Annotated in this window: 26 protein-coding genes; 15 read left to right on the top strand and 11 right to left on the bottom strand. The window is 40.6% G+C overall.

The genetic code is table 11. From position 1 onward, the window contains the following. Window positions 1-35 precede the first annotated feature (35 nt). The 8 genes from ACYSNO_RS08285 to proC all read left to right on the top strand — a co-directional run bounded on the left by ACYSNO_RS08285 (window position 36) and on the right by proC (window position 7,596). Complete coding sequence (locus ACYSNO_RS08285; RefSeq protein WP_461730608.1) at window positions 36-1,106, top strand: D-alanine--D-alanine ligase; 1,071 nt, start codon at window positions 36-38, stop codon at window positions 1,104-1,106. Between the two features lie 74 nt (window positions 1,107-1,180). Then, window positions 1,181-2,518, top strand: coding sequence for a UDP-N-acetylmuramoyl-tripeptide--D-alanyl-D-alanine ligase (locus ACYSNO_RS08280; RefSeq protein ID WP_461730607.1), 1,338 nt, complete (start codon window positions 1,181-1,183; stop codon window positions 2,516-2,518). Between the two features lie 434 nt (window positions 2,519-2,952). Then, the gene (cshA, locus tag ACYSNO_RS08275) at window positions 2,953-4,557 is read left to right on the top strand and encodes a degradosome RNA helicase CshA (protein WP_461730606.1); all 1,605 of its coding nucleotides are present in this window, start codon (window positions 2,953-2,955) and stop codon (window positions 4,555-4,557) included. 88 nt (window positions 4,558-4,645) lie between these two features. Further along, window positions 4,646-5,011 carry a holo-ACP synthase gene (acpS, locus tag ACYSNO_RS08270; RefSeq protein ID WP_461730698.1) on the top strand — a complete coding sequence of 122 codons (366 nt, stop codon included), beginning with the start codon at window positions 4,646-4,648 and terminating at the stop codon, window positions 5,009-5,011. A 2-nt stretch (window positions 5,012-5,013) separates the two neighbouring features. Beyond that, window positions 5,014-6,150, top strand: coding sequence for an alanine racemase (gene alr / locus ACYSNO_RS08265; protein ID WP_461730605.1), 1,137 nt, complete (start codon window positions 5,014-5,016; stop codon window positions 6,148-6,150). Next, entirely contained in the window at window positions 6,147-6,503 is a 357-nt protein-coding gene (locus tag ACYSNO_RS08260) for a type II toxin-antitoxin system PemK/MazF family toxin (RefSeq protein WP_461730604.1), read from the top strand. The genes alr and ACYSNO_RS08260 overlap by 4 nt, the downstream gene beginning before the upstream one ends. Next, window positions 6,504-6,788: a hypothetical protein gene (locus tag ACYSNO_RS08255; protein ID WP_461730603.1), complete on the top strand. Its 285-nt coding sequence runs from the start codon at window positions 6,504-6,506 to the stop codon at window positions 6,786-6,788. It begins immediately after the preceding gene. 4 nt (window positions 6,789-6,792) lie between these two features. Continuing rightward, entirely contained in the window at window positions 6,793-7,596 is an 804-nt protein-coding gene (proC, locus tag ACYSNO_RS08250) for a pyrroline-5-carboxylate reductase (protein ID WP_461730602.1), read from the top strand. 39 nt (window positions 7,597-7,635) lie between these two features. Here the strand turns inward: proC and ACYSNO_RS08245 are convergent, their stop codons facing one another. The 5 genes from ACYSNO_RS08245 to ACYSNO_RS08225 all read right to left on the bottom strand — a co-directional run bounded on the left by ACYSNO_RS08245 (window position 7,636) and on the right by ACYSNO_RS08225 (window position 11,957). Then, window positions 7,636-8,418 (bottom strand): ABC transporter ATP-binding protein, encoded by a 783-nt coding sequence (locus tag ACYSNO_RS08245; RefSeq protein ID WP_461730601.1) that lies wholly within the window; start codon window positions 8,416-8,418, stop codon window positions 7,636-7,638. 142 nt (window positions 8,419-8,560) lie between these two features. Continuing rightward, entirely contained in the window at window positions 8,561-9,220 is a 660-nt protein-coding gene (locus ACYSNO_RS08240; protein WP_461730600.1) for an ABC transporter permease, read from the bottom strand. Beyond that, complete coding sequence (locus tag ACYSNO_RS08235; RefSeq protein ID WP_461730599.1) at window positions 9,213-10,142, bottom strand: osmoprotectant ABC transporter substrate-binding protein; 930 nt, start codon at window positions 10,140-10,142, stop codon at window positions 9,213-9,215. Before ACYSNO_RS08235 ends, ACYSNO_RS08240 begins: the two co-directional genes overlap by 8 nt. Next, window positions 10,143-10,778 (bottom strand): ABC transporter permease, encoded by a 636-nt coding sequence (locus ACYSNO_RS08230; protein WP_461730598.1) that lies wholly within the window; start codon window positions 10,776-10,778, stop codon window positions 10,143-10,145. A gap of 3 nt (window positions 10,779-10,781) precedes the next feature. Continuing rightward, the gene (locus tag ACYSNO_RS08225; protein WP_461730597.1) at window positions 10,782-11,957 is read right to left on the bottom strand and encodes a betaine/proline/choline family ABC transporter ATP-binding protein; all 1,176 of its coding nucleotides are present in this window, start codon (window positions 11,955-11,957) and stop codon (window positions 10,782-10,784) included. A 349-nt stretch (window positions 11,958-12,306) separates the two neighbouring features. On the opposite strand from ACYSNO_RS08225, the gene queA reads away from it, so the two are divergent. Further along, the gene (queA, locus tag ACYSNO_RS08220; protein ID WP_461730596.1) at window positions 12,307-13,338 is read left to right on the top strand and encodes a tRNA preQ1(34) S-adenosylmethionine ribosyltransferase-isomerase QueA; all 1,032 of its coding nucleotides are present in this window, start codon (window positions 12,307-12,309) and stop codon (window positions 13,336-13,338) included. A 515-nt stretch (window positions 13,339-13,853) separates the two neighbouring features. On the opposite strand, the gene ACYSNO_RS08215 is transcribed toward queA, so the two are convergent. Continuing rightward, window positions 13,854-14,555: a DUF975 family protein gene (locus ACYSNO_RS08215; RefSeq protein ID WP_461730595.1), complete on the bottom strand. Its 702-nt coding sequence runs from the start codon at window positions 14,553-14,555 to the stop codon at window positions 13,854-13,856. A gap of 191 nt (window positions 14,556-14,746) precedes the next feature. Between ACYSNO_RS08215 and tgt the strand changes: the two genes are divergently transcribed. Together tgt and yajC are read left to right on the top strand one after the other, a co-directional pair. Next, a complete protein-coding gene (gene tgt, locus ACYSNO_RS08210) occupies window positions 14,747-15,892 on the top strand; it encodes a tRNA guanosine(34) transglycosylase Tgt (protein ID WP_461730594.1) in 1,146 nt (381 codons plus the stop codon). Between the two features lie 77 nt (window positions 15,893-15,969). Continuing rightward, window positions 15,970-16,284, top strand: coding sequence for a preprotein translocase subunit YajC (gene yajC, locus ACYSNO_RS08205; RefSeq protein ID WP_461730593.1), 315 nt, complete (start codon window positions 15,970-15,972; stop codon window positions 16,282-16,284). 15 nt (window positions 16,285-16,299) lie between these two features. On the opposite strand, the gene ACYSNO_RS08200 is transcribed toward yajC, so the two are convergent. Next, window positions 16,300-17,193 carry a helix-turn-helix domain-containing protein gene (locus ACYSNO_RS08200; protein WP_461730592.1) on the bottom strand — a complete coding sequence of 298 codons (894 nt, stop codon included), beginning with the start codon at window positions 17,191-17,193 and terminating at the stop codon, window positions 16,300-16,302. A gap of 210 nt (window positions 17,194-17,403) precedes the next feature. Here ACYSNO_RS08200 and ACYSNO_RS08195 point away from each other — a divergent pair, with 210 nt between their 5' ends. The 4 genes from ACYSNO_RS08195 to ACYSNO_RS08180 all read left to right on the top strand — a co-directional run bounded on the left by ACYSNO_RS08195 (window position 17,404) and on the right by ACYSNO_RS08180 (window position 22,052). Continuing rightward, entirely contained in the window at window positions 17,404-17,859 is a 456-nt protein-coding gene (locus tag ACYSNO_RS08195; protein ID WP_461730591.1) for an LMxysn_1693 family intestinal colonization protein, read from the top strand. A gap of 11 nt (window positions 17,860-17,870) precedes the next feature. Further along, entirely contained in the window at window positions 17,871-18,494 is a 624-nt protein-coding gene (locus tag ACYSNO_RS08190; protein WP_461730590.1) for a lysostaphin resistance A-like protein, read from the top strand. 340 nt (window positions 18,495-18,834) lie between these two features. After that, window positions 18,835-21,438, top strand: coding sequence for a bifunctional acetaldehyde-CoA/alcohol dehydrogenase (gene adhE, locus ACYSNO_RS08185; protein ID WP_461730589.1), 2,604 nt, complete (start codon window positions 18,835-18,837; stop codon window positions 21,436-21,438). 113 nt (window positions 21,439-21,551) lie between these two features. Then, the gene (locus ACYSNO_RS08180) at window positions 21,552-22,052 is read left to right on the top strand and encodes a hypothetical protein (protein WP_461730588.1); all 501 of its coding nucleotides are present in this window, start codon (window positions 21,552-21,554) and stop codon (window positions 22,050-22,052) included. 44 nt (window positions 22,053-22,096) lie between these two features. Here the strand turns inward: ACYSNO_RS08180 and fni are convergent, their stop codons facing one another. The 4 genes from fni to mvk are packed head-to-tail and all read right to left on the bottom strand — an operon-like array spanning window position 22,097 to window position 26,148. Further along, window positions 22,097-23,137, bottom strand: a complete 1,041-nt coding sequence (gene fni / locus ACYSNO_RS08175; RefSeq protein WP_461730587.1) for a type 2 isopentenyl-diphosphate Delta-isomerase — start codon at window positions 23,135-23,137, stop codon at window positions 22,097-22,099. Then, on the bottom strand, window positions 23,134-24,231 hold the full coding sequence (locus tag ACYSNO_RS08170) for a phosphomevalonate kinase (protein ID WP_461730586.1): 1,098 nt from the start codon (window positions 24,229-24,231) through the stop codon (window positions 23,134-23,136). The genes fni and ACYSNO_RS08170 overlap by 4 nt, the downstream gene beginning before the upstream one ends. After that, complete coding sequence (gene mvaD / locus ACYSNO_RS08165) at window positions 24,228-25,220, bottom strand: diphosphomevalonate decarboxylase (RefSeq protein WP_461730585.1); 993 nt, start codon at window positions 25,218-25,220, stop codon at window positions 24,228-24,230. Before mvaD ends, ACYSNO_RS08170 begins: the two co-directional genes overlap by 4 nt. Continuing rightward, the gene (mvk, locus tag ACYSNO_RS08160) at window positions 25,213-26,148 is read right to left on the bottom strand and encodes a mevalonate kinase (protein WP_461730584.1); all 936 of its coding nucleotides are present in this window, start codon (window positions 26,146-26,148) and stop codon (window positions 25,213-25,215) included. The genes mvaD and mvk overlap by 8 nt, the downstream gene beginning before the upstream one ends. Window positions 26,149-26,204: the final 56 nt, after the last annotated feature.

The following is a 26,204-nucleotide window of genomic DNA, read 5'->3' as shown; positions in this document are numbered from 1 at the left end:
TCAGGAATTTTTTGGAAATATTAGGAGGACGCGTTTTGAAAATTATTCTATTATATGGCGGTCAAAGTGCAGAACACGAGGTGTCAATCTTATCGGCTTTCTCAGTCTTAAATGCTGTTTACTACAATTACTATCAAGTACAGTTAGTCTTGATTACAAAAGAAGGGCAGTGGATTAAAGGGCCGTTACTTTCTGAAAAACCGGCATCCAAAGAAATATTAAATCTTACTTGGAGTGAGGATGGTTCAGTTGGTGCTTATACAGGAGAAAAGATTCGTCCGTGTGAAATACAAGAAGAGCAAGCCATCGTCTTTCCCTTATTACATGGGCCAAATGGTGAAGACGGAACGATTCAAGGTTTTCTAGAAACAATCGGAATGCCTTATGTAGGGGCAGGTGTTTTAACAAGTGCTTGTGGCATGGATAAGATTACGACGAAATATCTATTACAAGCAGCAGGGATTCCTCAAGTGCCTTTTGTTCCTGTTTTAAAAAACCAATGGAAAGAAAATCCACAAAAAATCTTCGAACAGTGTGAAGGAACACTCTTGTATCCAATGTTTGTCAAACCAGCCAATATGGGCTCAAGTGTCGGAATTTCAAAAGCTGAGAACCGCATGGAGTTACAGTCGGCATTAGAAGAAGCGTACAAGTATGATACGCGTGCGGTTATTGAACAAGGGATTGAAGCCAGAGAAATTGAAGTTGCTATTTTAGGCAATGAGGACGTTCGAACAACTTTAGCAGGAGAAATTGTTAAAGACGTGGCTTTTTATGATTACAATTCAAAATACATTGACAATAAGATAACCATGGCGATTCCGGCACAAATTCCCGATGAAGTGCAAGTCAAAGCCCAAGAATATGCGAAGTTGGCTTATACGATGATTGGTGGTAGCGGACTGAGTCGTTGTGATTTTTTCTTGACAAGTAAGAATGAATTGTTTTTAAATGAACTGAATACCATGCCGGGTTTTACGCAATTTAGTATGTATCCAGCTCTTTGGGAAGCAACGGGTATTCAGTACGGTGACTTAATTGAAGAATTAATTCAACTAGGCATCAACCGTTTTAAACAACGTCAAAAATTTTTAATTGAGATGTAAAAAAAGTGGAAAGCACCTGAAAAGCACTGTGGCTTTTCGGGTGCTTTCGTCTTTCAATTCAAAGGAGAAGAAGTATGAGATTAACAGCTAGAGAAATTGCTCAAGCCCTAAAAATCGTTGGAGATTATGATCAAAGTGTCTTGACAAGTGTGGAATTTGATAGTCGTTTAGTGAGTGAGGGAAGTTTATTTGTCCCGCTGGCAGGCGTTCGAGATGGTCATGAATTTGTAAATGAATCACGCAAGCAAGGAGCCCTTGCGACTTTGTGGAGTCGACCGCTTACGGAGGCGCCGCAAGAAATGATTGTTTTTCCAGTAAATGATGTGAAGCAAGCTTTTCAAACACTTGCCGTTTATTATAAAGAAAAAATCCAACCTCAAATCATTGCGATTACTGGTAGTAATGGTAAGACGACGACGAAGGATATGACTGCGAGTGTCTTAAGCCAAAAGTACCGAACTTACAAAACACAAGGGAACTATAATAATGAGTTAGGTCTGCCTTATACAATTTTGCATATGCCAGAAGATACCGAGATGTTGGTCTTGGAAATGGGCATGGACCATGCAGGAGAAATCGCCTTTTTATCGAATTTGGCTCAACCAGATGCTGCTGCGATTACGATGATTGGTGAAGCGCATTTAGAAAACCTTGGTTCTCGTCGTGGCATTGCGCAAGCAAAAATGGAAATTACTCAAGGATTGAAAGCCAAAGGGTTACTCCTGATTCCAGCCTCAGAACCTTTATTGAACGCTTATTTGCCAGTTGTTTCTCAAGAGGTTCAAACTTTTGGGGTGGAAAATGGGACAATTGCTGGAGAAATATTAGAAGAAACCAAACAACAAACAACGTTTCAAATCGCTGGTCAAGTGTATACAATTCCTGTATTGGGGAGTTACAATGTGACGAATGCTTGTATCGCTTATGGGTTTGGGAAATATTTTGGACTCAAAGAAGCAGAAATTCAACAGGGCTTATCTGAGTTTCAGTTAACCAAAAATCGGACAGAATGGGTAAAGGCAAAAAATGGTGCAGATGTTTTGAGCGACGTGTATAATGCCAATCCAACAGCAATGGGTTTGGTTTTAGAGAGTTTTGGGCAATTAGACTTGCCGGGTCGCCGTTTTGCTGTCTTAGCAGACATGTTAGAATTAGGACCAGATTCGAAAGCCATGCACGAGGCGATGGCTGAGCATATGAATGAGCGCTATGACGGTGTCTTTTTGTTTGGGAGTGAAATGGCCGCTCTTTATGAAAAATTAAAGAATCGTTCTTTTGACGTGCATTATTTTCCCGTCGCAGAAAAACCTGCGTTAATTGCGACACTGCAAGCAACCCTCCAGCCGAACGATAGCGTTTTGTTAAAGGGAAGTAATGGGATGGGATTGACTGAAATCGTCCAAGAACTATAAGAGAAAACAGAAAAGAAAACTTTATGTAAACAAATCCTGAAACTTGCTGAAAGGATTTTATTGTGTTAGAATACACACGTGCCGAAAGATGAAGTGAATGATTGTGGAGTATGTAAATCCTCAATCAATGAAGATAAAATAAACATTGCGTCAATTGAATGATAAAAAGATGCATGAATTGATATTCGAAATGAGGCTAAGACAAAAAGCAAAGAACATTTGTCCTAGTCTTTTCTAATGCCCTTCGAGAAGCGGTTTTTCGGTGTGAAATGAAATGAAGTTTGGTACAGGGACGACCACTTTCTTTCATTATGTGCTCTCAACGCTTCAAATTTGTCAGAACACCTGCTGTTCTAGACGGGGGTTACCCCTAAAAATAAAAGCGATGAATATGAAGGAAGCCTTGATATTCAATCATCACTAGGAGGATTTATTTGAAATTTAAAGATTTAAACTTATCACCGGATTTACTCGCAGCGGTTGAACGCGCAGGATTTGAGGAAGCAACACCGATTCAAGCAGAAACGATTCCATTAGCTTTAGAAGGCAAAGATGTTATTGGACAGGCGCAAACAGGTACGGGGAAAACAGCTGCGTTTGGTCTACCAATGTTAGAAAAAATTGATGCAGGAAAAAGACAAGTTCAAGGATTGGTCATTGCGCCGACACGCGAACTTGCAATTCAAACACAAGAAGAATTACACCGCTTAGGACGCGATAAAAAAATTCGTGTTTCTGCAGTCTATGGTGGGGCGGACATTGGTCGTCAAATTCGCCAATTAAAAGACAATCCACACATTGTTGTTGGAACGCCAGGTCGGATGTTAGACCACATTAAACGAAATACTTTAAAATTAGCAACAGTCGAAACATTAGTCCTTGATGAAGCGGATGAAATGTTAAATATGGGCTTTTTAGAAGATATTGAAACAATTATTGCCCAAGTCCCTGAAGAACGCCAAACCTTATTATTCTCAGCAACGATGCCGCCAGCAATTAAAAATATTGGTGTGCGTTTCATGAAAAAACCAGAACACGTTGCGATTAAAGCCAAAGAAATGACGGCTGATTTAATCGAACAATTCTATATTCGTTCGAAAGACTTCGAAAAATTCGATATCATGACGCGTTTATTAGATGTTCAAACACCGGAGTTAACGATTGTTTTTGGTCGTACGAAACGCCGTGTGGATGAATTGTCTCGTGGGTTAGAAGCACGCGGTTACCGCGCAGAAGGAATTCACGGCGATTTAACGCAACAAAAACGAATGAGCGTTTTACGTGCCTTTAAAAACGGTCAATTAGATATTTTAGTCGCAACGGATGTAGCTGCCCGTGGGTTAGATATTTCCGGTGTGACGCACGTATATAACTACGATATCCCTCAAGATCCAGAAAGTTATGTTCACCGGATTGGTCGTACAGGTCGTGCAGGGAAAGAAGGAGTTTCTGTCACATTTGTAACGCCAAACGAAATGAGCTACTTACACGTGATTGAAAACTTGACGAAAAAACGCATGACACCGTTACGTCCACCAAGTGAAAATGAGGCATTCAAGGGTCAACTAAGTGCAGCTTTAGAACAAATCGAAAGCAAAATGGCTGAAAATGGCCTTGAACGTTATTTAGAAGGTGCCGATGCTTTATTAGAAAAATATTCTGCACAAGACCTTGCAGCATTATTAGTTAAAAGTTTAGCGAAAGATCCTGCCGATGAAGTTCCTGTGAAAATTACGCCAGAGCGTCCGTTGCCTCAAGGTGGCGGTAAAAAAGGTTTTGGTGGTAGCCGTGGTGGCAATCGTCGTGGGGGGTACCGTGGACGCGATGACCGTCGTGGTGGCAACCGTGATCGTAATCGTGACGATCGTCGTTCAAGAGAAGGCGGCAATCGCAGCCGTGATGATCGCCGATCAAGTGAAGGCGGCAGCCGCGGTCGTGACGAACGTCGGACAAATCGCAGTGAAGACAGCAGTAAACCAAGACGTCGCAGTAGCAATGACAAAGGTCGTAGCTTTGTGATTCGTAATAATCAAGATTAATCAAAAATGAGAAGCAAGGGATTCCTTGCTTCTTTTTTTACGATTTTTTGGTAGAATAAGAGTAATTCAAATGAAAAGAGTAGAGAAAATGATTCGAGGAATAGGAATTGATGCGGTGGAACTTCATCGCATGAAAAAAATTATAGAAGAAAAGCCTAAAATGATTGCTCGAGTGTTAACCAATCGAGAAAAAGACTTATTTGATCAATTGCCTTTGAAGCGGCAAATTGAGTTTTTAGCAGGACGTTTTGCGTGTAAAGAAGCTTTTTCTAAAGCGTGGGGTACAGGGATTGGAAAAGTGACTTTTCAAGAAATTGAAGTCTTAGTGAATGAAAAGGGAGCGCCGATTGTTACGAAGTCGCCATTTACACAAGGAAACGTTTTTGTGAGTATTACACATACGAATGAGTTAGCTTTTGCTCAAATTATTTTAGAAGAAACGAAGGAGGGATAGATGTGGTCGTATCTTATCATCGTCCAACAAAAGTAATTGTCGATCTAGCTGCGATAACAGAAAATGTCTCTCAAGCCGTTCAGCAACAGCAAGGGAAACGAGCGGTGTTTGCCGTTGTGAAGGCGAATGGTTATGGTCATGGTGCTGTGCCTGTTGCAAAGGCTGCTGTTGCAGGAGGTGTCACTGGTTTTTGTGTCGCGACACTAGATGAAGGGATTGCCTTACGTCAAAGTGGGATTACTGAAGAAATTTTAATTTTAGGTATTGTTGAAGTCCACTGGTTGCCATTAATTTTAGAGTATGACTTTGCGATTCCAGTCGCAACGCTTGAGTGGCTAGAAGAAGCATGGGATTATTATAATCACCAACAATTAACCGGAGAGCTGCGCGTACATCTGTCGTTTGATACTGGGATGGGCCGAATTGGTTTTCAAAATCAGGAGACGCTTTTACGAGCGGTTCATTGGTTGGAGGAGCATTCACCGTTTCTTTTAGAAGGTGTTTTTACTCACTTTGCCACCGCCGATATGGCAGACACAGATTACTGGGAAATGCAAAATCAACGTTTTAAAACAGCTTTAGCTGCTTTGCCACGTTTGCCGCGCTACATTCATGGAAGTAATAGTGCGACGGCACTTTGGCATGAAGATTGTGGTAACTTGGTTCGCTTAGGGATGTCGATGTATGGGAACAACCCTTCTGGTAACGTTTTGCCGCAAAAATATCCTCTTCAACCTGCATTGGCGTTAGAATCGGCTTTGGTTCAGGTCAAACAAGTCCCTCAAGGAGAAGGCATCGGCTATGGTAAAACTTATGAAACAACGGAAACGCAATGGATAGGGACCGTACCGATTGGTTATGCGGATGGCTATGTCCGGGGAATGCAAGGGTTCGCTGTTTTAGTTGAGGGGCATCGCTGCGAGATTATCGGTCGAGTTTGCATGGATCAACTAATGATTCGGCTACCGCAGGCTTTTTCGGTAGGAACGAAAGTCACATTGATTGGTGAAAACAAAGGGGACACGATTACTGTACAAGAAATTGCCGATTATTTAGGGACGATTCATTACGAAGTCATTTGTTTATTGTCGGAACGTATCCCAAGAGAGTATCAAATGATTCATGGGGTGGATCAATGAAGCGAGGCGCCATCTTCTTTGCCGACTTGTCCCCAGTAAGAGGATCGGAACAAGGGGGCGTTCGCCCGGTCTTAATCATTCAAAATAATCGTGGAAATCGCTACAGTGAAACGGTGATTGTTGTTGCGATTACGACCCGAAAAACCAAAACAAAATTACCAACACATGTCGCATTACCGCGTGCCATCAGCGGTTTGAAACAAGATTCGTCAATTTTGGTCGAACAAATTCGCACGATTGATAAAAGTCGCATCCAAGAAAAAATTTGTCAACTCACCGTCGAGCAAATGCGTCCAGTCGATCGCGCATTAAGAATCAGTTTGGCCTTAGGCATATGTGAAGGAGAGTGTTAGATGTTCCCTACGCTAGGACTATGGGTGACCTGTTTCCTTTGGTTATTCTTAGTATTGAAACAGACTCGTCGATTTTTTGGTCAAATGCGCCAACAATCGCAAGGCTATTGTTTATTGGTTCAAAAAAAGCAAGTAGAAGGGCAAGGGATTCTTGTGTTTCAACAAGGTCAAAAAGAATGGCAACTCGTTTGTGGACCGCATGATTATCTCAAATTACAGCCACCGTTACGCGGTGAGTTGATTTTATCCCAAGGGGAATTTTATGCCTTTGAAGTGAAGGAGTGACAAGATGAAAAAAATTGGATTTTATGGATCAGGGAACATGGCGCAAGGGATGATTCAAGGTTTGCTTGCCAAAGGACAGTATGAAAAAGAAGCAGTCTTTGTCTATAATCGGAAAGCTGCTCCAACATTAGAAGCAACGGTTGCAACCTATGGGGTGACACCGATTCTGGATGAAAAAGCGTTTTTCGAAGAAGTTTCCTTGATTGTTTTGGCTGTGAAGCCGCAAGTGTTACGAACGTTGTATCCGAGTATTCGGAAGCAGTTAACGAAAAAGCACTTGTTAGTTTCTTTAGCTGCAGGTATTTCTTTGGCGGAGCTTGAACAAGGGCTAGGTGCTCACAAGCTGCTTCGCGCGATGCCCAATACCCCTTTGGCTGTATTAGAAGGTACAACGGCTCTTGTTAGCAATACGCAGGTAACAGCAGAAGAACAGCAGTTGGTGTTGCAGTTATTTCAGACCTTAGGGCAGGCGCGTTTTTTACCAGAGTCCTTATTTGATGCGTTTATTGGTGTGAGCGGTTCGGCACCGGCTTATGTGTATTTGTTCATTGAGGCACTGGCAGACGGCGCGGTATTAGAAGGTATGAGCCGTGAGGATGCCTATGCATTTGCTGCTCAAACCGTCCTAGGTAGTGCGAAGATGGTTTTGGAGACGGGGATGCACCCAGCAGTCTTAAAAGACCAAGTTTGTTCCCCTGGGGGTACGACAATTGAAGCGGTAAAAAGTTTAGAAGAAACCGGTTTTCGTCACAGTATCATCCAAGCCGTTCAGGCTGCTGCTAAGAAAAATCGGAAAATGCAAAAATAAACGAGGGACTGTGATCGCGATCACAACCCTCGTTTATTTTTAGTCTGATGGAGAAATCACTTGGCGTGTTTTGGCAAAAGGAGCGATTTGAATCGGTCGTTGATAAAAAGCTTGTAAGGTTTCGTTTTTTAAAATGGTTGCTCGTTCCCCTTGTGTGAAAATCGTTCCCTCTCGTAACAAGCAGACGTGTGAAATAAAAGGCATAATTTCTTCCGTGTGATGGGTTACAAATAAAATAGTCGGCGCGTGGGGCGTGTCCGCGAGCTTTTGAATGTTGTGTAAAAGTTCTTCACGAGCGAATAAATCCAGTCCTGTACAAGGCTCATCCAATATCAAGAGTTCTGGCTGCGCCATTAATGCACGTGCAATTAAAACAATTTGTTTTTCCCCTTGAGAAAGTTGTTGGTAGGTTTTTCCAATGAGCGCAGTGGAACCAAGATTTTTCAAAAGTGACTTGGCCTGGTCCAAATCGTTTTCGTCGTAAGCTTGATAAATTCCGATGCTTGCGAATTTGCCAGATAAGACAATTTTTTCAGCGAGCTCGTTCATGCGTAATCGGACTTGGAGTGCAGAGCTGACCCAGCCGATACGTTTACTTAATTCCGGTAAGGATGTCTGACCAAAGACTTCTCCTAATATTGCCACCTGCCCACTAGAAGGCCAGAGATTTCCCGTAATAATTTGTAGTAACAACGTTTTTCCAGCGCCATTTAAACCTAAAAGCGCCCAATGCTCCCCTTGCTGAACTTTCCAGTTAATTTGCTGTAATAACGTTTTTCTTTGTCGAATATAGTGCACTTCCTGTAAATCAATGATTGGCATGCGCGCTCCCCCTTTTTGTCTATCCTAGCGAAAAGCCTGTCATTTGACAACTATTTGCTCGCATAACAAAAAAATCGTGCCTTCAAAGTGAAATGAAAATTCAACTTTGAATGACACGATAAGTGAAAAAATGGTCGTTTATTTATTTTCGGCGACTGGTTGGGTCGAGTCTTTTTTCGATGAGTCCTAAGAACCAGTCAGCAAAAATGGACATCGCAGCTGTCGGGAGCGCCCCTGCTAAAATAATGGCAGCCCCATTTGTTGCGTTGGTTCCTCGGACGATAATGTCCCCGAGTCCTCCAGCACCAACGAAAGTCCCGATAGCCGTGATTCCAATGGCTAAGACCAAAGCGTTTCGAATCCCTGCCATGATAACTGAAATTGAAAGTGGAATTTCAACCAAGTATAAACGTTGCCAAGGAGTCATTCCCATGCCTTTGCCGACATCCAAAATGCCAGCATCTACTTGTCGCATGCCTGTGTAGGTATTTTTTAAAATTGGTAAAAGGGAATAGAGAAAAACGGTCACGATCACGACGTTCACCCCTAAACCTAAGCCAAGCATTAAAACAGAAACCATCGCTAAAGCAGGAATGGTTTGAATTAAATTGGCAATCCGCATAATCCAATCGGCCAAAGTTAAGTGCCTAGAAATCCAGATCCCCACGGGAATTCCGATAATGGAAGCGAACAAGACCCCATAAAAGGAGATTAAGAAATGACGAATAAATTGAGCAAAGACGTAGCCGCCATTTTCATTAAAGTAAACCATGAATTGTTGGAAAGTATTTAAATCAGCCATTCGTCTTCACTCCTTCAAAATAATTGTTTTCTTCTAAGAACTGTTTTGCTACTCGCGAAGGTTCCAATAGATCATTATCGGAACGATAGTTTAACTCTTGCATCGTTTGTGTATCAATGACACCTTCAAGTTTTAATAAAATATCGGTAAGTTCAGGTACTTCTTCTAGCACTTCGAGTGAAGCGACTGGTGATGCGTCATAAGGAGGGAAGAAATTCAAGTCATCTTCTAACATCACTAAATCATAACTGGCAATCCGGCCATCTGTCGAATACCCTAAGACCACATCCATTTGATGTGCGGCGACGGCGTTATAAACGAGACCAATCTGCATAGGTAAAATCGAGCCAAAACTAAAGCCGTATTGCTCGACAAAACCTTGATAACCATCTCCTTCACGAGCCATCCATGCACGGTCAGCCCCGACAACCAATTGATCGGCAACAGCAGCCAAATCGCTGACTTTTTCTAAGTTGAATTCTTCCGCCGTGTCTTTACGAACGAGGAAAACATAGGTGTTTGCAAAGCCGTAGGAAGGGAACCATACTTGTTCAAAGCGTGATTTGAATTCGTTTCGAACGGTCTCAAAGGCACTTTTTGGATCGGTAATTGGCTCAAGCTGTAAGGTAGAGGCGATATCGGTTCCTGTATAACGAATGGCTGAGATTTGAGCATCCCCATTTAACATCGCTTGATGATTGATGTTTGTTGTCCCTAAGTTATTGATAATGGTAGTATTTTTATCGGTATAATGTTCAACCATTTCCGCGACAATACTTCCCATAATTTGCATTTCTGTCGTAATGCCACCGGTAATCGCGATTGTATTACTATCCGCACTTGTCTTTAATCCAGGTAAAGAACAAGCAGATAATACGAGCGTCGTCAGTAAAATCATTACATGAGTGATTCGTTTCTTCATTTATTCGGCCTCCTTTTGTAAACCAGAAGGGGTGAATTTTGTTTCTAATTTTCCTAATAAGTAGTCAGCTAACAAAGCAAGGAGTGTCACCGGAATCGTCCCTGCAAAAATGAGACTTGGCTGATAGTTATCGAGCCCGCTAAAAATCAGCACCCCTAAACCGCCAGCTCCAATATAGGAAGCCAAGCTCGCCCAAGCAATGACATAAACAGCTGCCAATCGAATTCCTGCCATAATTGTTGGTAAGGCTAAAGGTAATTCGACTTGGAAGATAGACTGAGAAGCCGTCATGCCCATCCCTTTGGCTGCATCTAAATAGTTAGCATCCACATTTTTTAGACCAATATAAGTATTTCTCAAAATTGGTAAGAGTGAATAAATAAAGAGAGCGACAATGGCGGGTAAACGACCCACACCTAAGAATGGAATCATTAAAGTTAAAAGTGCTAAAGAAGGAATGGTCTGTAAGGCACTTGTAATGCCTAAAACGATATTTGCAATTTTTGGTGTTCGTGTCAGTAAAATACCTAGTGGAACAGCGACAATTGCGCCTAAAACAAGGGAAACAAACGAAATATAAATATGTTGCAATGTCGTGGTAATGAGTTCGCCACCGTATTCTTGAAAGAATTGCATTGACTAGACCTCCTTTATTTCATCTGTGTTAAAGGATTCCACCGCATCGGTAATTGTGTCTTCCTCACCAAACACGACATCATAAACAATGTCGACTAAGGAAGCGCGTGTCAAGATGCCAACGATTTTCCGGTCGTTGTCGACCACCGGTACATATTTTAGTCCCCGTTTTAAAATACGTTGCAAGGTGTTTCTTAGTAGGGCATTTTCCTTAACGAAAAAGACTTCTGTTTGAATAATATCGCCGACACTGCTCGTTAAGCCGCGGTTTTTGTTAATCGATTCGATGTCAACAAAGCCTTTTAAGATGTTTTGATTGTCGGTAACCAAGAGCGTATCCACACGTTTTTCACGCATGAGACGAAGTGCTTCTTGAATGGATTTTTCCGTTGTAATGGTGATTGCTGTATTCAGCATGACCTCATTGACTTTTGTTGTATCTGGTTTTGCTTGTAGAAGACGGTCTTCTCCCAAAATTTCTTCAACGAATTGATTGGCAGGGTGTCGTAAAATGTTTTCTGGTGTATCAAACTGAATGACTTTTCCCTCACTCATAATCGCGATGCGACTTGCAAGTTTTAAAGCCTCGTCCATATCATGTGTCACGAAAACAATTGTCTTACCTAACCGTTCTTGTAAGTCCTTGACTAAATCTTGTAAAGAGTCACGTGTGATGGGGTCTAAGGCTCCGAATGGTTCGTCCATTAAAATAATGTCTTGATCAGCTGCCAGTGCACGTACGACACCGATTCGTTGTTGTTGTCCGCCAGAAAGTTCATTTGGATAGCGGTCGAGCATCTCTCGCGGTAATTCGACTAGGTCAATCATTTTTTCAGCCGTTGCTTCTTGTGTTGCTTGGTCGACTTTCAGGAGCCGCTGAACTAGCGTAATATTTTCTCGAATGGTCATATGGGGCATCAGTCCAATACTTTGAATGACGTAGCCAATTTTTCGACGTAATTCCACTGCGTTTAATTTTTGGATGTCCTGACCATCAATCATGATTTTTCCTTTTGTGGGTTCTGTCATGCGGTTGATCATGCGCATGCAAGTTGTTTTTCCACTCCCACTTGTTCCGATAAAACAAATAAATTCACCTTTTTCAAAAGATAAATTCACGTCTTCTACCGCAACTTTACCACCTTTATAAATTTTGGAAATTTGTTGAAATTCGATCAAGTTAACCACCTCTAGTTTTCTAAATTTTGTTGGTTCGTTAAGTATAAGTGTGCCAAAAAAAAGCACGATTGACAAATTAAACGCAAAAATAATGAGGCGAAAAGTGCGATAAATCAACTCTTAAAGCCACTTTTAATCAAAAAATAATCCAGCCTTATCCCTTGTGAGCCGTGACGTTGTGAATTTTCAACCTTTTTTCAAATTAAAATTTGATGAGAAAGTGAGGATTCCTCAAAAAAAGACGAAAAAACAGGCGATTTCTTCACAAAGAAAAGGTAAGAGTTTTCTAAAATCAGAAAGAATGTTAGAATCAATAGGACGTATTTGTATAAAAGAAAGAGTGAAAAAAATGTTAACAACGGAAGATTTTGATTTTGATTTACCAGAAGCGTTGATTGCCCAAACCCCCTTAAAGGATCGGACGAGCTCGCGGCTACTCATTTTAGATTCCAAAACGGGCGAAATGCAGGATAAACATTTTTATGAAATCATCGATGAACTTGCCCCAGGCGATGCCTTAGTCATGAATGATACACGTGTGTTACCCGCTCGTTTACATGGAGAAAAGCCGGATACCGGTGGGCACTTAGAAGTACTACTGCTAACAAACCTTGAGGGCGATACTTGGGAAACACTCATTAAACCAGCCAAACGAGCGAAAGTGGGAACAAAAATTTCATTTGGTGACGGACGGTTACAAGCCGTTGTTGAAAAAGAATTAGCGCATGGCGGACGGGTGATCCGTTTTACTTATGAAGGGATTTTTCTAGAAAACTTAGAACGTTTAGGTGAAATGCCTTTACCACCTTACATTAAGGAACGTTTAGCTGATCCTGATCGTTATCAAACCGTCTATGCAAAAGAAAATGGCTCTGCTGCAGCACCGACTGCAGGGCTGCATTTCACAGAAGCGTTACTTGAGAAAATTCAAGCGAAAGGGATCGAGTTGGTTTACGTCACGTTACATGTGGGTCTGGGAACCTTCCGTCCAGTTAGTGTGGAAAACATCGCAGCTCATGAAATGCACAGTGAATTTTATCGTCTAGATGAAAAAGCAGCAGCAACCTTAAATCAAGTGAAGAAAAATGGTGGAAAAATTGTAGCTGTCGGTACGACTTCGATTCGAACCTTAGAAACAATTGGAACCAAATTTGAGGGAGAAATTCGAGCTGATAGTGGATGGACCAGTATTTTTATTACACCAGGCTATCGTTTTAAAGTCGTAGATGCCTTTTCAACAAACTTTCATTTGCCAAAATCAACCTTAGTGATGCTTGTAAGTGCGTTTGCCACACGAGATCTTACTTTGGCAGCCTATCAACATGCGATTGCGGAACACTACCGCTTCTTTAGTTTTGGAGATGCGATGTTTGTTAAATAATAAAAAAAGACAGCTGTTCAATGTTCGAACAGCTGCTTTTTATCTTTCGGAAGGCATTTGTTGGTTTTGTCGCCTGTGATGCAAAGTAACTCTTTTCTCACGGTTTAACAAAAATCTTGTTTTCAATGAAAAGATTCAAAACTAACTTCTCTTTTGCAAATCATGTTGCTTTAAACAGGTACGGTGTAAGGATAAATCTGATTACATGTGGCCTTTTTATTGCTTCTTATTACTTTGCATGCTTGAATGCTTAGGTGAAACTTTATACTTCAACAACTTTTTTTGTTACGTACTTCCTACTGCTTGATACTTAACTAGAAAATCGAACCAACAAATGTTTTGTCCTTCCTTACACTCATATAATAGCACGGAATGTAATCGTTTGCAAAAGATATGCACTTAAAAAAGCAGAGTCGAAGAAAGCACAGGTCGCGTCTCTTCGACTCTTTCATATTAAGGATCTTTTAGTCAGGGGGTGTTTTTCTTTGCTGCATCATTGGCTAAAACTCGGTGATTTACCGGTAAGAAATTTCAGCTAATTGCTTGTAAAAAGCAGCCTTCGTCGCATGAATGTATGGAGTCAACCAAAGGTAACCAATCCCTAATGTGAAGAGACAAAGAATATGCCAACCAATAAAACTAAGGTCAAGGATAAAAAGTTGCCCCTTAAAACCATCCATTAAACGCCGACTCTCGGTAATTGCATCCAAATAACTTGGCGCAACGCCCGTATTCTCGTAGGCATCGTAATAGACATAGTAAGCTTGAGAATAAGCATACTGTTTAATGATGCCAGGAATGATGAATAAAAGAGCCCATAAGAAAGTAAAAATCGAGCTCAGCAAATAAATAATGACAATGCCACCTGCATATGGCGATTTAAACCCTAGAAAGATATCTTTGAAAGGCTCGATTTTCAAAGATGGATTTCGTAAGATGTCTAGAAAAGTCCATGTAATTCCTGCGGTGAAAAAAGCGCCAATAATTCCTCCGAAAAAGGAAGAACCACTTGAACTACCGGGGTTAAAATTGGCTGAGGCATCGATCGTACTTGTGTTGCTGTTTAGGAACATGACGGCGGGCACTGCAATGATCATAAAAAGAATGACAAGGATAATGGCAATTGCTGCGGGAACGAGGTTCATCAACACGGCATCTTTCCAGCGACCAGCTAACATTTCTTTCGCTTCTTGTTTTAATTCAGCATTTGATTTCATAATAAATTTCACTCCTTTTCTTATTGTTGCTTTTTATTGTACCAAAAGAATTTCAGAAGATGAAAGGAATATTAAAGATTCCATTTGTATTTTAGTTAAATCTTACGTTTAAGTTGCAAAAAAAGTTCGAAAGATTTATGATGAAGGGTGGAGAATTTACATCAGTCAAAGCGTAGAAAGTAGGGAAATGAATGACGGAACCAGCCATTCGTTATCGATTAATCAAAAAAGAAAAACACACAGGTGCAAGATTGGGTGAAATTATTACGCCTCATGGTACCTTTCCAACGCCAATGTTTATGCCAGTAGGGACCTTAGCAACAGTCAAAACCATGGCGCCTGAAGAATTAAAGGCAATGGGTGCAGGCATTATCTTAAGTAACACGTATCATTTGTGGTTACGTCCTGGAGAAGATTTAGTGGAAGAAGCAGGTGGCTTACACAAGTTTATGAATTGGGATCAACCGATTTTAACGGATTCAGGTGGTTTCCAAGTCTTTTCGTTAGCGGACATGCGCCGCATTGAAGAAGAAGGCGTGCATTTTCGCAATCATTTAAATGGCTCAAAAATGTTTCTTTCACCAGAAAAAGCCATTCAAATTCAAAATAAACTCGGTCCGGATATTATGATGAGTTTCGATGAATGTCCGCCATTTGATGAAAGTTATGACTATGTCAAAAAATCGGTAGAGCGGACCTCGCGCTGGGCGGCTCGTGGACTAGAAGCGCATGCCAATCCGGATCGTCAAGGCTTATTTGGAATTATTCAAGGGGCAGGGTTTGAGGATTTACGCCGTCAAAGCGCCCGTGATTTAATCAGTATGGATTTTCCTGGGTACTCGATTGGCGGGTTATCGGTAGGAGAAAGTAAAGAAGAGATGAATCGCGTCTTAGACTTTACGACACCCCTAATCCCTGACAATAAACCGCGATATTTAATGGGGGTTGGCGCACCAGACTCTTTAATTGATGGCGTGATTCGTGGCATTGATATGTTCGACTGTGTCTTGCCAACTCGAATTGCTCGTAATGGGACATGCATGACCTCGAAAGGTCGTTTAGTCGTCAAAAATGCGCAATATGCGCGTGATTTTCGTCCAATTGATGAAAATTGTGACTGTTATACTTGTAAAAATTATACTCGTGCCTACGTCCGTCACTTAATTAAAGCGGATGAGACCTTCGGGTTACGTTTAACTTCTTATCACAATTTACATTTTTTAATTAACCTTATGAAACAAGTTCGTCAAGCGATAATGGATGATCATCTACTTGAATTCCGCCAACATTTTATGGAAGAGTATGGCTTTAATAAAGATAACGCAAGAAATTTCTAATTTTTTGTGAAAAGACTAGTGAAGCGATTCCTTTTTTGGTAAAGTAAACGTAGATAAAAAGTAGAGGTGAAAAATACATGTCAGCAATAATTATGATTCTTCCAATCGCAGCAATGCTATTCTTTATGCAACGCTCGCAAAAAAAACAACAACAAGAACGTCAAAACCTAATGGATAGTATTACAGTCGGTAGCCGCGTGGTAACGGTCGGTGGCTTACACGGTGTCGTATCTGAGATTAACAAAGACAAAAATACGGTTGTTTTAGACTGCGAAGGAATTTACTTAGAATTTGAACGTGCATCAATGCGTACGGTTAAACCAGCAGCAGTGGTAGAAAACGATGACTCTGTGACAGAAGTCATTGTTGAAGAAGAAACACCAACAGAATAATTGTTAAAAATCCAGTTAGACAAAAAAGTCTAGCTGGATTTTTTTGGCGTATTCAAGTAATTCATCAGCGTAGTCATCCATATGAACGAATTGAAAAGTTTCGATGACCCGATTGATTGTTTTCCAACCCTCTTGATTTCCTTGAAGCAATCCTTGGAAATACTGTAAGAGTAATTTTCCATCGATATCTTCTACACGTAAGTTCGTTTCAAAGAGAGGGAGTAGTTGTTCAACGGTATCGTATTCTTTTCGATCGAATAACAAAAAAATGGCATTGGAGAGTATTTTTTTCTTGATTTGATAGATTTCGGAAAGTCGTTCAAAGGCTTCTTTTTTCTTAACTAAATTTTGAATGGTGTTTAAAATAAAGGTAGTCGAATAAACAAATAACGTATTTCCGAAAATAGAAAATTCAAATGCACCCCATGTTTCAATCGAATCTAGATAATGTGTCAATGTCTTTTGAACTTGGTTCAGTGATTTGGTATCCAAGGGATAAAGTTCTTTGAAAGATAAAACCAGTGAATACTGGGCAAACAATGAATAATAGTAAAAATCTTTGGTTTGTTGATAGTATTCGAAGACTCCTGGTAATGCCACATGTATGGCTTCGTAATTCTTCTGATAATAGTCATGATAAAGTGTTTTCGAGAGTTCTTTTTTCTCAGAATATTTTTGTTCATGTAAGAGCAGTTCGAATTCATTCAAAGAAACATTCATTCGAGCGAGATATTGTTCAATCAAATAAAAGGATATTCGTGTGCCGTTTAGTTCTAAAGAAGAAAGTGTGCTTCTGGGAGAAATCCCTTTTGCTAATTGTTCTTGTGTAATCGTTCTTTCTGTCCGTAATTTTTTGATTAGATTTGAAATTTTGATATGAAACCACCCCTTTGACGAATAACTGGACAAAAATTTTGAAAAGTGACTTAGGATAGTATTATATAAGTGGGCAAAGAATGCTAAATAGTGAGGTGGAGAAAAATAGAAAATGTGATTAGTGAAATTCCATGGGGTATAGTAGTAACTCGTTAGAAAACAATGTAGATGTTGTGAGTATATCTTTAAATGATATTATATATTATTTAAGGATGAAAAACTAGAAAGGAAAGTTAGTTAAATATGAAAAAAATATTGATTAGTGGGATTTTAAGTGGGATGATTTTATTTGGAATTGCACCAAACAGAGTGAATGCAGATGGATTCAAAGCTGATAAATACGTTGGAAGTAGCCTAGTTGTTGAGGATGATGAGTTTTATTATGTATTAGAATCAATTCCCTCGAATAATAATCGAACATACTCTTCTGCACAAAGTTGGGATATTGTAAAAGGAAACCGTGTATATCAAGGGACAATTACTGAGGAAGCAAGTGTTACTCTTGAGGTATCAGTAGATGTAAAAGGGTTTAAGTTTAATCTTGGTGGCGTCTATTCTAGAAGTGGTCAATTTAAAAAGTATAAACAATACGCAAAAATAACGGTTAAATACAATGTTTATCGAAAAGTTGATAATAAATTTGTAGAATCAAAAACAGCGACATCTAATACATGGTACTATGATTACGTAGCTATTTAGTAGAGCAGATAATGAGTAAATTAATTTATCTTTTTCTTTATTTTTTAATTACAACATTAATCCCTCGTGGTGGGGTTTCTTGGGATTTAAGTAGCCCCATCGCAATCTTGTCGGAAAAATGGTTACTTTTTCTTTTAGGAATCGTCTTATTTAGTCGTCCATTATGGATGGAATGGAAACAAGTAACAAAAAAACATGTCATTATTTTTTCAGTGATTGCAACGTTACTTTGTCTATTGTCCGGTATTGTCATAGCAAAAATCTTTGGGGTTCCCATAGGAGTCGAGCGGTATTCATTCAAACTTATTTGGGTAATCACTAATATTTTTGTCGTACCATTGGTAGAGGAGTTGGCGTATCGTTATGCGATGATTTTACCACTTGAAAGAAATAGCCAATCACTATTACTCAGGTCAAAAATAGGACGTCTCAGTTTAATCGTTCTATCAAGTAGTGTATTCATGTTGGAGCACGCTGCGACGAGTGAAGGGAATTTGATTTTACTAATTCCTTATTTGATAATGGGATTGTTGTATGGCTTTGTTTACTATTTCAAAAATAATCTTTGGTATAGTTTAGGCGCACATATTTTTTACAATGCATCAGTTCTTGTATTATCACTGGTTATGAATTAATTGACCAATCACTCACTAGTCGAGAAGGATTAGTGAGTTTTTTTGGCCTAAATTGTTATTTATATCACAAATTTAAAAAGTTGTTTTTCATGAATAGAAGGAAACTTCATTAAAAAGAGCTTCTTTTTTTCGTTTTATAAAAATAAATAAAAAAGAATGCTAATAGGATTAAAGGTTGATATCAAAGGTTTTTCGTTAGGTAAGATCAAATGAAATGAAAAGTTGTGAAGAAAATCACAGAAAAGTATTTACAAACTTCAAAAAGTCGTGTATCATTCTATGTGTGAAGTAGTTAACAAATAAAAAGTAAAAAAAGACCCCATATCATAGGAGGATTATCATGAGTAAAAAAGTAGAGAAAAAAGAAAAAGAAGTGGCAACAATTGATGTATCTGTCATGATTGATGATTTAGCGGTTAAAGGGAACATCGCATTGAAAGCAATGGAAAGTTTTGATCAAGAGAAAGTCGATCATATTGTACATGAAATGGCAATGGCAGCTTTAAATGAGCATATGCCTTTAGCGAAAATGGCAGTTGAAGAAACGGGCCGCGGAATTTATGAAGACAAAGCGATTAAAAATATGTATGCTTCGGAATATATTTGGCATTCGATTAAACATAATAAAACAGTTGGTGTCATCAATGAAGATGATCAAACAGGTTTAATTGAGATTGCAGAGCCAGTGGGAGTTGTTTGTGGGGTAACGCCAACAACCAATCCAACATCAACGACGATTTTTAAAGCGATGATTGCTCTAAAAACACGCAACCCAATTATTTTTGCCTTCCACCCAAGCGCGCAAAAATGTTCTGCAGAAGCAGCACGGATTGTTCGTGATGCAGCAGTTGCAGCAGGAGCTCCTGAAAACTGTGTCCAATGGATTGAACATCCATCAATTGAAGCAACCCAAGGTTTGATGAATCACCCTGGAATTGCCATTGTTTTAGCCACAGGTGGCGCAGCGATGGTCAAATCAGCCTACTCAACAGGTAAACCAGCATTAGGTGTCGGACCTGGTAACGTACCTGCATATATTGAAAAAACAGCGAAAATCAAACGTGCAGTCAATGATTTAATTGTTTCAAAAACGTTTGATAACGGAATGATTTGTGCTTCTGAGCAAGCAGTTATTGTCGACAAGGAAGTTTATGCAGCAGTTAAAGCGGAATTCCAAGCGCATCAAGTGTATTTTGTAAAACCAAGTGAATTACAAAAATTAGAAGATGCAGTCATGAATGAAGGCAAATATGCCGTTAATCCATCCATCGTTGGAATGCCTGCAACAAAAATTGCGGAACTAGCAGGAATTAAAGTACCAGAAGGCACGAAAATGCTAATTGCTGAATTAGAGGGTGTCGGCGCAGATTATCCGCTTTCACGTGAAAAATTATCTCCAGTTTTAGCAATGATTCAATCAAATAACACAGAGCATGGTTTAGAGTTATGTGAAGCGATGTTAAACCTAGGTGGACTGGGACATACGGCAGTGATCCATAGTGAAGATGAAGAGTTACAAATTCGTTTCGGTTTACGAATGAAAGCTTGTCGTGTGTTAGTGAATACACCATCAGCTGAAGGTGGTATCGGAAACATCTATAACGAAATGATTCCTTCATTAACATTAGGTTGTGGTTCTTATGGGAAGAACTCAGTTTCTCGTAACGTATCAGCGGTTAACTTAATTAACGTGAAAACTTTAGCGAAACGGAGAAATAATATGCAATGGTTTAAATTACCTTCTAAAATTTATTTCGAAAAAAATTCATTAATGTACCTAGAAAAAATGGAAAACTTAGAACGTGTCATGATTGTTTGTGACCCTGGTATGGTTCAATTTGGCTATGTGGACCGTGTACGTGACGTGCTTGCTCGTCGTAAAAATATGGTTCAAATTGAAGTCTTCTCAGATGTAGAACCAAACCCTTCAACAAACACGGTTTACAAAGGAACAGAAGTAATGATGAACTTCAAACCAGATACAGTGATTGCTATCGGTGGTGGTTCAGCAATGGACGCGGCGAAAGGAATGTGGATGTTCTACGAGCACCCAGACACTTCATTCTTTGGAGCGAAACAAAAATTCTTAGATATCCGTAAACGTACTTACAAAATTGATAAACCAGAAAAAACACAGTTTGTATGTATTCCTACAACATCAGGTACAGGTGCAGAGGTCACACCATTTGCGGTAATTACCGACAGTGATACTCATGTGAAATACCCATTAGCAGACTATGCATTAACACCAGACGTAGCGATTATTGATCCACAATTCGTTTTATCCGTACCAGCATCTGTAACAGCTGACACAGGAATGGACGTGCTCACTCATGCAATCGAATCCTACGTTTCCGTTATGGCTTCTGACTATACTCGTGGGTTAAGCTTACAAGCAATTAAATTAGTCTTTGATTACTTAGAACAATCAACCAATCGTCCGGATATGGAAGCTCGTGAGAAAATGCATAACGCTTCAACAATGGCAGGGATGGCTTTTGCGAATGCTTTCTTAGGAATTTCTCACTCCATCGCGCATAAAATTGGTGGAGAGTATGATATTCCTCATGGACGGACCAATGCGATTATCTTACCGCATATCGTTCGTTACAATGCAAAAGATCCACAAAAACATGCAATGTTCCCTAAATATGACTTCTTCCGTGCAGATACCGACTATGCAGACATCGCTCGTTTCTTAGGTCTAAAAGGTCAAACGACAGAAGAGTTGGTTGAAGCACTTGCAACAGCAATCACCGAATTAGGTGAAAGTGTTGGAATCGAAATGAACTTGAAAGCACAAGGTGTCACTCAAGAGGTGCTTGATTCAACGGTGGATCGCATGGCGGAATTGGCTTATGAAGACCAATGTACAACAGCCAATCCGAAACAACCACTCATTTCTGAGTTAAAACAAATCATCATTGATGCCTACAACGCATAGTTTCATCAAAGAAAAAACGAAGACGAACGAACCGTCTTCGTTTTTTTCTTGTACTTGACAAATTTGTCGGTTAGACTAGGAAGAAAGAGTAACCAATAAAGGACGGATGATCAATGGCAATCATGGAGACGGTACAAGCATTAGTCAATTCGCAAGGCGACTTATTGCACTTGCAAGAACGTCTATCAATGCAAAAAGAAGTAATGAGTGATGAAAGATTGCAAGCTTTTGTGTTTGATTTAAGAGACTATGCAGATAGTTTACGAATTCTAACGGATTTTATGCCTTCTACGATGCTTTCAGTTTTAGAGGTGTCAGAAATATCAGGGGCGCTCTCTGATCAAAATAAATGGTTGAGAGCGTTGATTACACAATTGGAAGACATCGAGGCACGTGAGGCTAGCAGTGAATTTTTTGACTTAAGTGAAGGGGAGTTACGTCGTCTCATTGGAAGTTTGCAAGGCGTTCTAGAACTAAATGGCATGAATTTGCAAGATAACTTAACCTTTCAAAGGCTGTTTAAAGAAAAGGGATTCCAGGTAGCGACAAGCGCTGTTCCAGCACAAACGCCAGTCAAAAACGGGCTTTTCAAAAGGCTCTTTGGAAAAAAATAAAAAAGTTTCGACTGCTCTTACAAAAGGAGTAGTCGAAACTTTTTTTAGCGTTGGCTATAGCGAGTGAAATCGATGGCGCGTGCTTCACACCAAGTTTTCGTTTGCCCGGTGAATAAGAGGGGAACTTGTTTTAAATCGTTGGTTTGTTTGGCTCCAACAAGTGTATACAAAGCTAAGAGTTCTTGTTGCCATTGCTTGACCAAAGCGATGGTATCGGTTAAATCATTCACGAGAAGATGATTTAACAAACTTGCGGATAAACCGACTGATTTCGCACCAAAACATAAGGCTTTAAATATATCATAAGCGTTACGGATACTTCCAGAAGCAATTAATTCAAAGGGAACGGGCACCTCATTGGCTTCAAGAAGGGATTCAACGGTGGTAATACCGAAATCATTTAAATAGGTGAATTCGCGTTTCTTGCGTCGCGCATTTTCAATTTGGGTGAAACTAGTCCCCCCGCTACCTGCAATATCAATACTTTTAACACCTACATCTAAGAGTTGTTGGATGGTTTGACGCGTCATCCCAAAGCCAACTTCTTTGACGATGACGGGCACATCAAGGTGGTTCGTGATTTCTTCAATTAGGGTTAACCAATCCGTGAAGTCTCGATCTCCTTCAGGCATCACTAGCTCTTGGGGGGCGTTCAAATGAATTTGTAAGGCATTTGCCTGGAATAGATCGACTGCACGTTGGGCTTGCTCAAGAGAGCTCCCGGCACCAATATTTGCGAGTAAGATCCCATCAGGAAACTCTTGTCGCACGATTTTAAAAGAGTCCGCCAAGCTCGGATCTTTTAAAGCAGCTGAAACCGAACCGGTCGCGAGCATTAAGTCCGTTTCCTTGGCAATCATCGCGAGCTGTTGATTGATGTGCCTTGTTTTTTCACTCCCGCCAGTCATGGCATTAATAAAAAAGGGAGAAGTTAGTTTTTGACCAAAAAGCTCGGTTTCAATGTTCGCCTGGAAATAAGAACTTTGAGGCAAAGATTGATGAATAATGCGCACGTCATCAAATGAATTGTTTTTTTGTTTATGAAAGGCTTTGGCTAAAGAAACGTGTTCGTCTTTACGGTTCATTCGTTTTTTCGACCTCCTTGATAATGGTAAACATGTAAGGGTAAAGGAGTGATTTCAGCTTTTTCCCACATGGTCATTAATGGAAGGATCCCTGTTTTCTTATCGGCGATAACGATGCCACAGTCTCCTCCACCGGCACCAGAAGACTTTGCAGCACCGCCACACTTTTCGGCTAAATCACAGAGTTCTTTCAAAGCAGGTGTTTCAATTGTCACACCCGTTAGATGCGCAAGATTGGCTAATAGTTGACGATTTTTTTGAATCATTCGTTTGATGACCGCGATGTTTTTTGTCGTGAAGCCGGTAATCATTTCTTCGACGCAACGTTGGCTTTCCATCAGAAATTGCTGGTAAGCTAAAGCAGTGTCTTTTTTGTCTTCTTTTGATTGGTGTACCTGGTCGACCAAGTCAGAAGTGGACGCAGGGCTACCTGTCCATCCAATTAAGAGTCGCAAGTTTTTAGGCACTTCAAGTGGTTGGATTGAAAGCATCGGCCAATCTGCTGCCAGTAATTGGGCTAAAGACCATTGCTGTTGTTTGTCTTTTACCCAAGTGCTATCAAAAGTTGAAAAAGCGAGCCAACCGCCATAACAGCTCGCTGCGATGTCGCCGCAAGAGCCATTTCCTTGAACTGCTAAATGAGCCAAAGCCGCAATTTTAAATTGGGTTAAAGTATCCATTTTTAAATCGTAAAAGACATTTAAGGCTTTTACCGTTGCAACTGTGACGGCGCCGCTAGAACCAAGTCCATACTTTCGACCGTTGGAATTATCGAGTTCACTTTTGACTTTTAAGTGATAGAAAGAAAGAAGCTGTCCTTTTTCCCGCGCATATTGCTCTGTTAGGCGGATGGCTTCTAGAATATAATGAAAAGGATTCTCGCGGTGATCAAGCACAAGCACGCCTTTTTTACGGGTCCAACGAATCGGCAAGTCGCTGTATTGTTGTGACTGGATACTGCCATTTTTAGTTGCCGATTCAATCGTCACCGTAATAAATTGATCGACCGCAACAATAATTGCTGGGTGACCAGGTTCGACGACTGCGTATTCTCCAGCGATATATAATTTGCCGGGGGCACTTACTTCAATCATTGGTTCACTTCCGTTTCTAAGATTTGAATCCCAGGTCCGCTATAAGCACAAGTGAGGCTTGCTTTTGGAAATTCTTTTTCGAGTGCAGTCAAAATAGCAGCAACATTGTTTTTTTGACATAGCACTTTAACGTTTGGTCCTGCATCCATGGTAAAGTAACAAGGGAGTCCTTCTTGCCGGATTTGCCGTACGAGATTCATCGCTTTTAAACTTTCAGGAGACCAATAGGTAAAGGGTGGGTTAGCTCCGAGGGTGGTGCCATGCATCTTTAATCCGTTTGCTTCAGTAACGGCCCCTAATTTTTCGAAATCTTGGGCAGCAATGGCCCCTTTAGCAGTTTGTAAGTCGAGTGGACTTGTTTGTAGCCAACCATCATAAAAGACCGATGTTGCCACGGTTCGTTCCATGCCATCGCGACTGGAAACGTCTTTTTTCTGATCATTTATTAAAATAAAAATCATCGCCAGTTCTTCTTCCCATTGTTGCGAAGGGACGATTTTTGCGAAAGAAGTGGCATCATCATGTCCCTTTTCCCACTCAACAAATCCACCGAAGATACTGCGACAAGCAGAACCTGAGCCGCGGCGTGCCAGACGTGAGAGTTCTTCGTCAGATAAATTAAGCTGTAAGGCAGCGTTACAAGCACCCGCTAATGCAGCTAAACCACTAGCTGAAGAAGCTAGACCGGCAGCTGTCGGGACAAAATTTTGACTTTCCACGGTTGCAAACCATTCTTTTTGGGCGCGAGTCCGCACCAAGTTAAGAAAATGCTGAACTTTTTGGGTGCTTTTTTCATCTTGCAAGACGCCATCTAAATAAAAGGTGTCTTTTTCTAAAGTTTTAGAAAATGTGACCGTTGTTTCTGTATAAAAGGCGTCCAATGTCAACGAGAGGCTATTGTTCATTGGCAGGATGAGCTCCTTGTCGGCCTTTCCCCAATATTTGATTAAAGCGATATTTGTGTAAGCGCGTGCCGCTCCTTTATACATGTTCATATACTCCTAATCCTTGCATCCAGGTGTCTTTCACCCCGGCGTTTTTTAATTGTGTTTGAATTATCTGTGCATCGTGTACATCTTTGCATAAAACCAAAAAGCAACCGCCGCGACCACCGCCAGTTAATTTTGCACCTAAAGCTCCGTTTTGTAAGGCAAGAGTGATGAGTGCATCCAAACGTTCATTGCTGACGGTTAAGGCTCTTAAGATTTTTTGTGCGGCAGTCATGGCTGCTCCAAGTTGCTGGGGCTGGTTGGAAGTGATTGCCAGTTTGGCTTGCTTCGTTAATCTTCCCAGCTGTTTGATCGAATCCTTTGTCTTTTGCGGTTGCTGCTGAAGCAACTCTTTCACAGCGGCCACGGCTTCACGTGTGCGACCTTTTATACCGGTATCGGCAACAATTAAGTAAGCGTCAATATTTAAGGGAAAGGATAGAAATGCTTTTCCTTTCTCGAAATAAATAGGCTGGTGCCCGCTAGTCGTTGCAGCGTCGATGCCACTTGGATTGCCATGGGCGATGCTTTCCGAATAATCAACGTAGGTTAATAATGTTTTCGCAGAAAGTTCTTGTTGTATCCAGTGAAAGAAGGCGCGCGTAATGGCGACTGCTACGGCCGCACTTGAGCCCATTCCGCGAGCGGAAGGAATCGTGCTGTCAATTGTTAGGTGGAAGTCCCCTTGTTGAAAGTCTTCTTTTAACTTATCTGTCAATTTTTGAATCACTCGCAATTCAGGAGGAGCCGTTGCTAAATAGCCTTCATAATGACTTGAAGTCAAAAATGAAGGAGACGATGAAACAAAAGTGCAGGTCACGCCTGTTCCTGTGAAAGGAAAGGCAATGGCGGGTTCGCCATAAACCACTGCATGTTCACCCATTAAAATAATTTTTCCTGTCGCATGACCAATGCCTTGATTCTCCATTTCTGTCCTCTTTCTCAATTGCTTGTTATCATATCCTTATCCATATTACTAGATAA

This window comes from Enterococcus sp. LJL98 (assembly GCF_054871745.1).
The sequence above is the reverse complement of the archived record's forward strand: the minus strand, read 5'-3'. Positions and strand labels throughout refer to the sequence as shown.